At 68.8% G+C, this 11,042-nt stretch carries 14 protein-coding genes; 6 read left to right on the top strand and 8 right to left on the bottom strand.

Going from position 1 to position 11,042, the window contains the following annotated elements; translation table 11 throughout:
- Positions 1-208, bottom strand: a 208-nt coding sequence (locus WA670_RS19505) for a PHP domain-containing protein (protein ID WP_336158447.1), incomplete at its 3' end; no start/stop codon positions are given.
- Between the two features lie 128 nt (positions 209-336).
- The gene (locus tag WA670_RS19500) at positions 337-771 is read right to left on the bottom strand and encodes a PadR family transcriptional regulator (protein ID WP_240691473.1); all 435 of its coding nucleotides are present in this window, start codon (positions 769-771) and stop codon (positions 337-339) included.
- A 231-nt stretch (positions 772-1,002) separates the two neighbouring features.
- Here WA670_RS19500 and WA670_RS19495 point away from each other — a divergent pair, with 231 nt between their 5' ends.
- The 3 genes from WA670_RS19495 to WA670_RS19485 all read left to right on the top strand — a co-directional run bounded on the left by WA670_RS19495 (position 1,003) and on the right by WA670_RS19485 (position 1,881).
- A complete protein-coding gene (locus tag WA670_RS19495; RefSeq protein WP_336158446.1) occupies positions 1,003-1,146 on the top strand; it encodes a hypothetical protein in 144 nt (47 codons plus the stop codon).
- A gap of 27 nt (positions 1,147-1,173) precedes the next feature.
- Positions 1,174-1,353: a hypothetical protein gene (locus tag WA670_RS19490; protein ID WP_336158445.1), complete on the top strand. Its 180-nt coding sequence runs from the start codon at positions 1,174-1,176 to the stop codon at positions 1,351-1,353.
- A gap of 114 nt (positions 1,354-1,467) precedes the next feature.
- Positions 1,468-1,881 (top strand): hypothetical protein, encoded by a 414-nt coding sequence (locus tag WA670_RS19485; protein WP_336158444.1) that lies wholly within the window; start codon positions 1,468-1,470, stop codon positions 1,879-1,881.
- A 21-nt stretch (positions 1,882-1,902) separates the two neighbouring features.
- Here the strand turns inward: WA670_RS19485 and WA670_RS19480 are convergent, their stop codons facing one another.
- A complete protein-coding gene (locus WA670_RS19480; RefSeq protein ID WP_439098630.1) occupies positions 1,903-3,105 on the bottom strand; it encodes an MFS transporter in 1,203 nt (400 codons plus the stop codon).
- A gap of 183 nt (positions 3,106-3,288) precedes the next feature.
- Complete coding sequence (locus tag WA670_RS19475; protein ID WP_037814988.1) at positions 3,289-3,681, bottom strand: nuclear transport factor 2 family protein; 393 nt, start codon at positions 3,679-3,681, stop codon at positions 3,289-3,291.
- Positions 3,682-3,752: 71 nt separating this feature from the next.
- Here WA670_RS19475 and WA670_RS19470 point away from each other — a divergent pair, with 71 nt between their 5' ends.
- Entirely contained in the window at positions 3,753-4,322 is a 570-nt protein-coding gene (locus tag WA670_RS19470) for a TetR/AcrR family transcriptional regulator (protein WP_037814987.1), read from the top strand.
- Positions 4,323-4,325: 3 nt separating this feature from the next.
- Here the strand turns inward: WA670_RS19470 and WA670_RS19465 are convergent, their stop codons facing one another.
- The 3 genes from WA670_RS19465 to WA670_RS19455 form a co-directional block, all read right to left on the bottom strand.
- On the bottom strand, positions 4,326-4,832 hold the full coding sequence (locus tag WA670_RS19465) for a flavodoxin domain-containing protein (protein WP_037814984.1): 507 nt from the start codon (positions 4,830-4,832) through the stop codon (positions 4,326-4,328).
- 63 nt (positions 4,833-4,895) lie between these two features.
- Entirely contained in the window at positions 4,896-6,095 is a 1,200-nt protein-coding gene (locus WA670_RS19460; protein ID WP_336158443.1) for a CynX/NimT family MFS transporter, read from the bottom strand.
- Positions 6,096-6,367: 272 nt separating this feature from the next.
- The gene (locus WA670_RS19455; protein WP_336158442.1) at positions 6,368-7,144 is read right to left on the bottom strand and encodes a YqcI/YcgG family protein; all 777 of its coding nucleotides are present in this window, start codon (positions 7,142-7,144) and stop codon (positions 6,368-6,370) included.
- A 508-nt stretch (positions 7,145-7,652) separates the two neighbouring features.
- Between WA670_RS19455 and WA670_RS19450 the strand changes: the two genes are divergently transcribed.
- Positions 7,653-8,585 carry a nucleoside-diphosphate kinase gene (locus WA670_RS19450; protein ID WP_336158441.1) on the top strand — a complete coding sequence of 311 codons (933 nt, stop codon included), beginning with the start codon at positions 7,653-7,655 and terminating at the stop codon, positions 8,583-8,585.
- Positions 8,586-8,593: 8 nt separating this feature from the next.
- Here the strand turns inward: WA670_RS19450 and WA670_RS19445 are convergent, their stop codons facing one another.
- A complete protein-coding gene (locus WA670_RS19445) occupies positions 8,594-9,559 on the bottom strand; it encodes a nucleoside-diphosphate kinase (protein WP_336158440.1) in 966 nt (321 codons plus the stop codon).
- 124 nt (positions 9,560-9,683) lie between these two features.
- Here WA670_RS19445 and WA670_RS19440 point away from each other — a divergent pair, with 124 nt between their 5' ends.
- Positions 9,684-10,721: a CobW family GTP-binding protein gene (locus WA670_RS19440; RefSeq protein WP_336158439.1), complete on the top strand. Its 1,038-nt coding sequence runs from the start codon at positions 9,684-9,686 to the stop codon at positions 10,719-10,721.
- Positions 10,722-11,042: the final 321 nt, after the last annotated feature.

Raw genomic sequence — 11,042 nt, 5'->3', positions numbered from 1 at the left:
CATACGCCTCGATCCCGATGATCGGCTTGATCCCGTGCTTCTTCGACGTCTGATAAAACTCGTCCCCGCCGTACATGTTCCCGTGATCGGTCATCCCGACCGCCGGCATGTTCAGCCGGGCCGCCTCCGCGAACAAGGGACCGATCTTCGCCGCACCGTCCAGCATGGAGTACTCGGTGTGGACGTGCAGATGGACAAACGATGGCATGTCCGCATTGGACCCGCCGCAGCGCGCCGCCGTCCAACAACCGACACGCGCGCCCGGACCACCTCCGGTTGTAGCCCGAGGTGACCGCCGGTTGGCGAGTCCACAATGGACTCGCCAACCGATGGTTTCTAATCTTCGGAGTCGTCGTCCGCGAGCAACGCATACAACCGGCGGCGGGCTTCGCGGAGCACCTTGCGCGCCTCCGCGCACTGCGCCTCGCTGCCCGTGTGCGCGACCTGCGCCGCCGCCCCGGCCAACTCGCCGATCTGCTGATACAGCGCCGCGAACCGGTCCGCACCCGGATCCTCGTCACGAGCCGGAGACGCCCAGAGCGCCGCGAACTCCTCCTCGCGCCCCGCGACGTGCTCCCGCCCCGCCTCCGTGAGATGCGCGACGCGACGGCCGCCCTCCTCCGCCGTGCGGACCAGGCCTTCGTCCTCGAGCTGCTGCAAAATCGGGTAAATGGACCCAGGGCTGGGCCGCCACTCGTCATTCGTGCGACGCCGGATCTCCTGCATCAACTGATACCCGTGCCGGGGTTCCTCCGCGAGCAAAGCAAGCACCGCCGGACGCACCGGCCGCGCCGGTCCCCGACCGCCGCGGGGCGGGCCACCGAAGAACCCTCCCGGACCACCGGGGCCTCCCGGACCGCCGGGAAACCCGGGAAAGCCAGGGAACCCAGGAAACCCCGGCCGATGCGGCGGTCCAGGCGGCCCAGGCGGACCCGGAGGCCCCGGCGGGAAACCGCCACGGGCTTCGAAGACCGTGCCGTCCCAGGCTCCCCCGTCACCGGGATGGCCCGGGTGACCGGGATGGCCCGGGTGACCGGGATGGCCCGGGTGACCGGGGTGCCCCGGATGACCGGGATGGCCCGGGTGACCGGGGTGCCCCGGATGACCGGGATGGCCCGGGTGACCGGGGTGCCCCGGATGTCCTAGGTGGTCCGAGTAGCCCGGGTGTCCTGGATGCCCGCCCAGATGGCCGAGGTGCACATGGTGCTCACCAGCCTCGCCCGGACGGCCGGGGTGCGGGTGGTGTTCCCCCGCCCCACTCGAACAACCGGGGTCGACGTGGCGTTCCCCCGCCTCGCCCGCATGACCAGGGTGCGCGTGGTGTTCGCCCGGCCAACCGTGGTGCTCGCCTGACTCGCCCGACCAGCCGTGGTGCTCACCCCCGTGACCAGGCCAGCCGAAGGCGACTCCCGGCCCCCCGAAGAGCCCGGTCTGCCCGAACCTGGCCCCGGGCCCACCGAACACCGCATGCTGGCCGACCCCCAAGCCTCGCCCGCCGAACAAGCCCGCCCAGCCGCGTTCGCCCAGCTCGAACCAGGCATCCTGGCCACCGAAGCCGCCCGAACGCCCGCGCTCCTCGCCCGGCTCGCCTCCCCAAGGCCACCCGTGTCCTTCGCCTGGCCCGCCCGGATGTCGCCCCCTCCCGTCGCCCGGCGCATCCGGCCTGCCGAACGGCCCTCCCCGACCGCCGTCACCAGGGTGAACCGGTCCGGGGCGGCCGAAACCGAACGGCACTCCGTGCCCGCCGAAGCGTTCCGGGCCGCCGAAGCCTCGGAACAGGTGGTCTCCGCCTGCGGTCCTCGTCATGTCTTCCTCCTCCGTCGAACGATCGCCGATATGCCCACGATATATCGGCGATTGTTCGACGGCAAGGCCGCCTGAACCCAGCAGGGACAGAAAAGGTCAGGAAGACCCGGCGGGTGCGGTGGTCGCGCCCTCGCCGCCGAAGCGGATGGACTTCGCTTCCTTGCCCAGGGAGGTCAGCACGGCGACCGCGATCAGCACCGGGATCACTGTCCACAGCAGCGCGGCCGTGTACCCCTGCGACTGCGCGATGCTTTCCTGGATCGGCAGGTTCAGCGCGGCCAGCAGGTTGCCGAGCTGGTAGGTCACGCCGGGGAAGAACCCGCGGATCGCGTCCGGCGACATTTCCGTGAGGTGCGCCGGGATGACGCCCCACGCGCCCTGCACCATGATCTGCATCAGGAACGAGCCGAGCGCGAGCATCCCGGCTCCGTGGTCGACGGCGAAGATCGGGACGATCGGCAACCCGAGAACCGCGGCGCCGACGATCGTCATCCGGCGGCCGAAGCGTTCCGACAGCGAGCCGAAGACCAGGCCGCCGATGATCGCGCCGACGTTGTACAGCACGGCGATCCACGTGCTGGTCGCCGCGCTCAGGCCGGCGCCGCCGTGCTCGGTCGCCTTAAGGAACGTCGGGTAGACGTCCTGCGTTCCGTGCGACATCCAGTTGAACGCGGTCATCAGCAGCACGAGGTACCCGAACCGACGCAGCACCTTCGGGTTGAACAGGACGTCCTTGACCGACGTCCGGGTGACGCGCATCTTCTCCTGCGCCGCCTCCCACACCTCGGATTCCTTGACCCGCGCCCGGATCAGCAGGCTGATCAGCGCCGGGAAGATGCTCAGCACGAAAATCCACCGCCACTCGAGGCCGAGCGCGGTGTGGAACAGCAGGTACGCCAGCGCGGCCAGCAGGTACCCGGCGGAGTAACCGGCCTGCAGCAGCCCGGAGAAGAACCCGCGCCGCTCCACCGGAATCTTCTCCATCGCGAGCGCCGCGCCCAGGCCCCATTCACCGCCCATGCCGATGCCATAGATGAATCGCAGGATCAGCAGCACGGTGAAGTTCGGCGCGACCGCGCACAGCACACCAGCCGCGGAATACAGCAGGACGTCGACCATCAGCGGAATGCGCCGTCCGGACCGGTCCGCCCACAGTCCGAACAGGAGCGCTCCGACCGGGCGCATCACAAGCGTCGCGGTGGTGATGAATGCCAGCTGGGTGGCGGTGGCGCCGAACGACTTGTCCTTCGCGATGTCCGCGAGCACGAACACGACGAGGAAATAGTCGAACGCGTCCATGCTCCAGCCGAGCCACGCGGCGAGGAACGAGTTCCGCTGATCGGCGCTGAGCTTGCGTTTTCCCTTGCCCCCGGCTGCGTTTTCGGTCACCGGCTTGGTCTACACCCGGTGCGGCGGAGAGGCAAGAGTCGCATGTGGACTCAGCACATCCCTGACATACCAAGCAAAAGCGGAGAAATCGGGTTACTCGGGCGCTTTCGCCGAACGAGTGAGCAGGTGCGCCTCGCGCATCCGGCCGTCCTCGGCGAACCGGCCGAAGAACGACACCTCGATCTCGAGCTCCTTTCCCCGCTGGCGAACGTGCAGCGTGTACCGCGCGGCGACGCGGTCGCCGTCCGCCATCGCGTCGTGGACTTCGATCCGGCTGTCCGGCCGGTTCTTCCGCACCGGACGGCAATGCGCGACCAGCCGCGCGCGGTCGATCCGCACCCCGTCGGCGATCTGCACGACGTCGGGCGTGTGATAGCGGTCGACCACCGTCGCCGCGTCCTCGTCGGTGTGCACCAGATCGTCGGTGAAAGAAGTGAAGAAGCGCGCGATGAATGCCTTCGGATCAGCGTGTTCGAGTGTGCCCATGAACCCCTCCCAGATAAACTCTGACACCCTGTAAGATATCCGTTCAAGCTAACCTTGACAAGGTGTAAGAGATGGCGAAACTCCGCGCGGACGCCCAGCGCAGCCGCGCCGCGATCCTCGACGCGGCGCTCCGTGTGCTGGAAACAGATCCGGACGCGAGCGTCGAGGGCATCGCCACGGCGGCCGGCGTGACCCGGCAGACCGTGTACGCCCATTTCCCTTCCCGCGAGCGGCTTCTGGCCGCGGTCCTCGATCGGCTCACGGAGGAAGCCGTCGACGCGATGGACGCCGCTGGTCCGGACACCGGGCCGGCGGCGGACGCGATCCTGCGGGTGCTCAACGCCGCGCGCCGGGCGTCCTCGCGTTATCCGTCGCTGCTGCGCCGGTTCTCCTCCACGGCGTCCTCCGCGGAGGGCAGACGCGAGCAGCACGAGCCAGTCGCCGAGCGGTTGCGGCGGATTGTCGAACGCGGGCAGCTCGCCGGGGAGTTCGACCGGCAGCCGCCGGCGGATTGGCTGGTCACGGTGATCATCCAGCTGGGCCACGCGGCCGCGGGCGAGGCCGACGCGGGACGGCTTTCGCCGGCCGAAGCCGAGAAAGAGCTGTCCGCGACGGTGCTGCGCGTGCTCGGCGCGTCTTGACGCTCAGATCGCCACGCGAGACTGCGCCCGGCGGCCGATGTCCCGCGCCCACGCCCGGATCCGGTCCCAGTCGCGGAAATCGCCCGCCCGGCTGCCGCGCGCCATCAGCTTTTCCAGCACGCCTTCCGCGAGCGCCGGGTCGAGCCGCCCGCCGAACGTCTCGGTGCGCCCCGCGTCGATCGCGGCGGCCAGCAACGTCACCCGCGCGGGCAGGCTCACCCGGGTGAGATTCGCGCCCGGGCCGCACGGTCCGCTGTGGAACAGCCAGACCGGACGCGCCCGCAGCGCCTCGGTGTTGCGCTCCAGCAACCGCACCGCTTCGGGCCGCCAACGCGCGTAGTAGAGGGCGCTGCCGACCACCACCGCGGCGTACCCCGTCACGCTGTCGACTTCGCCCGCGTCGCGCACGTCGACAGCGAACCCGGCGGCGCGCAACTCCTCGCCGACGACTTCGGCGATCTCGCGGGTGCCGCCATGCTTGCCCGCGTACGCGACGAGGACGTTGATCATGCCTTCATTCTCCACCCCATCGCCGGACCGCGCCCGGCCGAAGTCCGACAGCGGCCCAGACGGTCAGCCGATCGTCTTCGGGCGAGAGGCCAGCGCGCCGAACGTCGTCTGCACCAGCGCGAGCGCGATCAGCACCCCGAGCGCAGGCGTCCAGGACGAAGCCGCGTCGTGAATCGCGCCGATCACGATCGGCCCGAGCGCCGCGAGCGTGTAACCCGCGGACTGAGCCATCCCCGACAACGCCCCAGCGTCGGAATAATCCCTCGTACGCAGCCCAAACAGCGACAACGCCAATGCCAACGTGGTCCCGCCGGCCAACCCCGCGAAGACCGCCCAGAGCACCGCGATACCCGGCGCGACCAGGAGCCCGGTCAGTGCGGCCGTCAACAGCAATGACCCGGTGATCGCGACCGGACGCTGATCAGGCAACCGGTGGATCAGCATGGAGCTGACCAAGCTGCCGACCAGGCCGCAAAGGTTGAAGAGCAGCTGGTGGAACCCCGCGGTCACGGAGCTGATGCCAGCGGCTTGTTCGATCGAGGACAGCCAGGTCACCAGGACATAGAAGGCGAGCGACTGCAGCCCCATGAAGAGGGTGACCTGCCAGGCCAGCCCGTTCGTCCACGGCCGTGCCGCACCGGTCGTCCGCACGAGCGGCGGTGCGGCGGCGGACCGGCGCAGTTGCGGCAGGAAAACCCCGAGAGCGATCAGCGCGAGCCCCGCCCAGACGCCCAGCGAGAGCCGCCATCCGCCGGCCTGCTGCCCGGCGAGCGGGACCGCAACCCCGGCGGCGATCGCGGCGACGCCGGACTGGACCGCGGTGTACGTGCCGGTGATCGGCCCGATCCGGGTGGGGAAATCGCGTTTGACGAGCGCGGGGAGCAGGACGTTCAGGATCGCGATGGCGACCCCGAGCAGCGCGGTTCCGGTCCACAGCAACAACTGCGGCGGGGTCGAGCGCAGCAGGATCCCGATCGCGAGCAGCAGCACCGCCGCGCCGAGCGACCGCTCGAGCCCGAGCTTCGCGGCGACCTTGGGTGCGATCGGCGAGCACCCGGCGAAGGCGATGAGCGGCACGCTGACCAGGACGGACGCGGCTACCGAGGAAAGCCCCTGATCGGCCTGGACGAGGCCCAGAATGGGGCCGAGCGAGGTGATCGCGGCGCGCAGGTTCGTGGCGATCAGCAGGACGCCGATCAGGACGAGCGCAGGACGCAGCGGGGTCGCGCGTTCGGGGGCAACGGGCCCGGGACGGGCGGTCATGCGGCCACCGCGCCGGGGACCGCGGAGGCGGGCCGGGCTGGCAGCAGAACCGGGTCGTCGATCATCGGAACTTCTCCCCCGCCACCGGAGCACTCCGCCCAGCGCCGGGCGACCTCACCGATCTTGCCCGGTCGGGTGCTGAGTCGGCAACAGCCTTGCTTGCCGTCCGGCTGCCGGTTTACCGCACCGCCGCGGTCACGAACACCGGCGCAGTCATGTCCATAATGGACTCATTCCGGTCGCGGCACCAGCCGTAAAGTTTCTCTCTCCGATCAAACACGGGGCCGCGCGGTTTCGGCTTCCCGGAAGGAAAACGGGCAGGCATCGGTCCGGTCGACATCCTCTTCGGGCAGGCCGTACTGCCACCATTCCAGCCCGGCGACACCGTAAGAGCCGAGCTGGCGAGCGCGCGGGACGCCGTCGTAGCGGTCGATCCTCGCCCGGATGTTGTCGCGGACGTTCCGGCCGCTGGGGGTGTCGCCCGCGACGACGTCGAACCGCTCGCGCGGGTTGATCACGAGCACGAAGTGCTCGCCGAGATTGCGGCTGCGCCGGACCTCGTGGGCGGGGCTGCTCATGTTGACGAACAACGGCATTCCGTTGAAGCACAGAGACCACGAGCTTTCGCCGGGGTCAGTTCCGACGTTCTCCGGCCACGGCGCCGGATCGACGTGGTGCAGCTTCTGGAGCACTTCCCAGCCGAATGCCTGATACTCCGCGACCGATCCGGCGGACACCGCCGCGGGCGAAAACACGATCAGCAACGGGTACGCGGTGTCGAGCCGGCCGTTCCAATTCCGGGAAAGCTCGACATAGTCGGCGAGTTCAACACCGAGTCTCGCGATAGCGTCCGGCCCGGCATCTTCGGCGAACGCGAACAGCAGCAGTCCCTTTCGGAAAGCGTTTCTCGAGAAGACACACGGGAAGCCGCGGTCGGTGAGCCGGGACTCGACGTCGCGGAAAGCGCGAGCACGCCAGCCGGTGCCGAATGTTCCGGCCTCCTGCTGGGTGGTCAGCGTGGTGCTGCGGGACTCGAGCAATCGGTGCATTCCAGCCCTCCGGGAATGATCTTCCTCGGGCTCACGGCACCCCCTCCGGTGCACTGCCGCTCAGAACTCTATGGACGCCGACCCGACCCGGGCAGCGACCATCCGAGTGAACAATTTCCTCCGCACATTCTCGAAATAACGGAGAATTCTTCAAGACAAGACTCGGAACCGACCAATCCGCCTGCGACATCCGGCGCAATCCGCGACCGCAGCCGATACGACAACACCCGAAACACACGGCAGTTCAACCCAATCTGCTTTGTCCACAGTAGACTATTGGCGCGCGAGACGTTCGGGAATGGAATCAACCGGTTCGCCCGGACGCCACAGCGACCGTACGCCGATCCGCCGGTCCGAGGCCCGGACCCTCACCCGCACGGCGGCACGCTTCCGAAGACGTTCGACATTTCTTGGCGAACTGCCCATCGGCGCTTCCTCCACGAGGCCCCCGCGGGCCGGGATAACATCACCGGATCCGGCATCGGCCAAGGGGGAGAAGATCGACGACATGAACTGGGCCGCGCTCACGCGCATGCCCGCGAAGCGCATTGCCTACCGTCGCGAGACCTACTTCCGGGAAGGCGCCCGCGACACCGCCCGGTTCCTCGGCAACCGGGCCGCGGAAATCCTGCGCCAGCACGCGCTTCTCCTGGTCAAACCGGACGGCGTCGCCGCGGGCAAGGTGCGCCCTGTGCTCGGTTGGCTGGCTGAGCAGGGGTTCGCTGTCCAAGCAGTACAGCGTCCGGAACTGGACGGCCTGCGGTGGCGGGAAATGTGGCGGTACCAGCTGACCTCGGCCACCGTGGACCGGCTCGCGCTGAACGACTTGATCTACCGCGGCTCCGCCCTGCTGCTGCTCCTGCGCGACGAGCAGCCCGGGCCGACGCCCGCGACGATGAGGCTGGCCGCGTTGAAAGGCTCAGCCGATCTGTCGAAGCAAAAACCCGGCACACTGCGCGCCTTGCTGCAGCAGCACAATCGCAACTTCAGCTACATCCACGTCGCCGACGAGCCCGCCGACTTGATCCGGGAACTCGGCCTGCTGCTCGAACCGCCGCAGCGACGGGAAGCGCTGAACGCATTGGCCGTCGACACCCCAGCCGGTCTCCCGTTGCTCGAAGAAGTACTCGCCGCCGAAGCCGCCGCCACCCCGCGGACCTTCGACGCCAACACGGCCGCCGACGCGGTGGCAGACGCGCTCAAGCGGGCAGAGCACGGCAGCGGGGCGCTTCAATTGCTGGAACGCCTGCGGTTCGGGGAATCCGTGCCCTGGATCGAGGTCGCCGAGGCAGTCGCCGAAAGCGGAGCCGAGGTCGATCGCTGGGACCTCACCGCGATCGGGGCCGGGCTGATCGAGTGCGACGAGCCCGGCGAAGCGAAGCTGATCTCCAACCCGGATCCGGCGCACTGGGCCAAGCCCCGGGCCCGACGTCCGTTGTAGGCGGCGCGCTACCGCACCTGCGCGGTCCACGCCTCCGCCGAAACGGCAGGCAGCAGCGCATGCGGCACCGGGCGCTCGTTGTGCACCACGAACGACGCGGTCACGATCACGTCCCAGCGGTCGGCCTTCTCGAAGGGCACCAGCTCGGCCAGCTCGTCCCAGCTGATCCGGTCCCCGCCCTCGACGACGTCCCGCAACCGGGAAACCGCGGCCTCGCCCGCTATCGGAGCCAGCCGGGCGAGCGTCGCGTCGATGTCCAGGTCGTGCACCGGGCAATCCGCTTCGATGGCGGCGATCTCGGCTCGCGCCTGCGCCGTGCGGTCCTCGGCGAGATGCGCCCGCAACTCCTTGAGAAACCGGAGTCGATCCGGGCGATCGAGGAAAATCGTCAGCTCGCGCACGATGTCCGCCGGTTCGTCGCCGACGTGCACGAAGTTCAGGATCCGGTTGGGCGGGTTCAGCTTCGTGCGCAAATGGTGCGGCCGGCGCTGCGCCGGATCGCCGACGCCCTTCAGCTCGCACAGCCGGACCGTCGCGGGCAATCCCGCGACCGGGCGGACGTCGCGCGCCAGGAACAGCAGCACATCGTTGGTGAGATACCAGAAAGTGCACAACTGCAGCCGGTCGACGGTGTAGATGTGCCAGTCGTAGCGCCACACCTCGCGCATCGAATGCCGCGTGTAGCCGAACCGGGTGGCGGCGACGGGCACGAAACCGTTGTCCGCCAGGTAATCCATGATCGGGCCGAGCCTGCGGCCGACCACCGCGTCCGGTTTGACCACCAGCATCGCCAGCCCGCCGAGCACGCTCGTCGCGTCGCTGCCGAACACCGCGAGCACGTCCGCCCAGCCCTCGCGGAAGTACAGGTCGTAGCCGAAGACCTCCCGTTTCTCCGGCACGACCGACAACTGCCGCCATTCTCCGGCCGTCGGCATGCCGTCGACCCGGTCCTCCCTGCCCGGCGTCCAGATCATCCGCTCATCCTGCCACGACGGCACACTGCGCCAACTGCTTTTCGCCGGGCACGGCACCGGGCTGCCACGGCCCGGCGCCCGCTGCGGGTATCGTCGGCTGCCCGGACGACAGGAGGGTTGACGCGTGGCCAGGCAGCGGGTTCCGGTAGTGCTCGTGGCGGGTTTTCTCGGTGCGGGGAAGACCACGATGCTCAACCATCTGCTCGCCAACCGCCAGGGCGTCCGGGTCGGGGTGGTGGTGAACGACTTCGGCCAGGTGAACATCGACGCGCTCGCGGTCGCCGGGCAGGTCGACACCATGGTTTCGCTGGGCAACGGCTGCCTGTGCTGCGCGGTCGACGCCCGCGGGCTGGACGCGATGCTCGGCAAGCTGTCGAGGCCCGAAGCCGGGATCGACGTGATCGTGGTGGAGGCGAGCGGGATCGCCGAACCGCGCGACCTGCTGCGGCTGATGATCGCCAGCGAGAACCCGGACATCCGGTACGGCGGGCTGGTCGAGGTCGTCGACGCGGTCGAGTTCGAGGCGACCCGGGCGCGGCATCCGGAGCTGACTGAGCATCTGCGGGTGGCCGACCTGGTGGTGCTCAACAAGGTCGACCGGGCCGAGGCGGACGCGCTGGCCAAGGTCCGTGCGGTGGTCGAGGAGTACGCGCCAGGGGTGCCGGTGCTGGAGACCGAGCGGGGGCGGGTTGATCCGGGGCTGTTTTTCGATCCCCGGCCTCGGGAAAGTTACGGGCAGTTGTCTTTTGACGATCTGCGCGAACATGATCATTCCGAGCATTTGCACGCGCGGTATGAGAGCGTCGTGTTCAGTGCTGAGCGGCCGCTTTCGCCTCGGCGGTTTTTGGCGTTTCTGGAGAGCCGGCCTGCTGGGTTGTATCGGGTTAAGGGGCAGGTGGATCTCGGGTCTCCGGAGGCTCGGTCTCGGTTCGGATTGCATACTGTCGGGGCATTTGTGCAGGTAGAGCGGTCTAGCTGGGGGTCTGGGCCGCGGCGGACCGAGCTGGTTTTGATTGGTGCTGGGATTGATTCTGCGGCTGTTGAGCGGGAGCTTGCGGCTTGTGTAGCGGAGGATGAGGTGCCGGACGAGCGGGGGCTTTTGCGGTTTCTCCGGTATCTGGACGAGCCCGATGATGGGGCGCGCCACGCCGAAGATGCGTAAACGCGCGGATTGATGGTGGTGGAGTCGCACTATGTCTTCGTAGCTCGGACCAGCCTCTTTGGAGGACTCGTTCCATGGCGGAGACGATTGCGGCTCGGTGGTACCTCGTGGGTGCGTTGCCGGAGGACGATCCGGTCGCGCATGTGATGACCCGGGCGGATGATCTGCGGTATCGGCGGTCTGCTTGCGGGGAGCGGGAATCGCGGACTTGGACGCCGATCGATTTGACCGCGCCTGGGACTGGGCATGTCACGCCTTGTGCTGGGTGTGCGGGGACGTTGGCTGGGGTGCCGGTGGGGGTTGGCGGGCAGGAGCAGTTGG

The organism is Amycolatopsis sp. VC5-11, assembly GCF_037034185.1.
Taxonomy (GTDB): domain Bacteria; phylum Actinomycetota; class Actinomycetes; order Mycobacteriales; family Pseudonocardiaceae; genus Amycolatopsis; species Amycolatopsis nivea.
The sequence above is the reverse complement of the archived record's forward strand: the minus strand, read 5'-3'. Positions and strand labels throughout refer to the sequence as shown.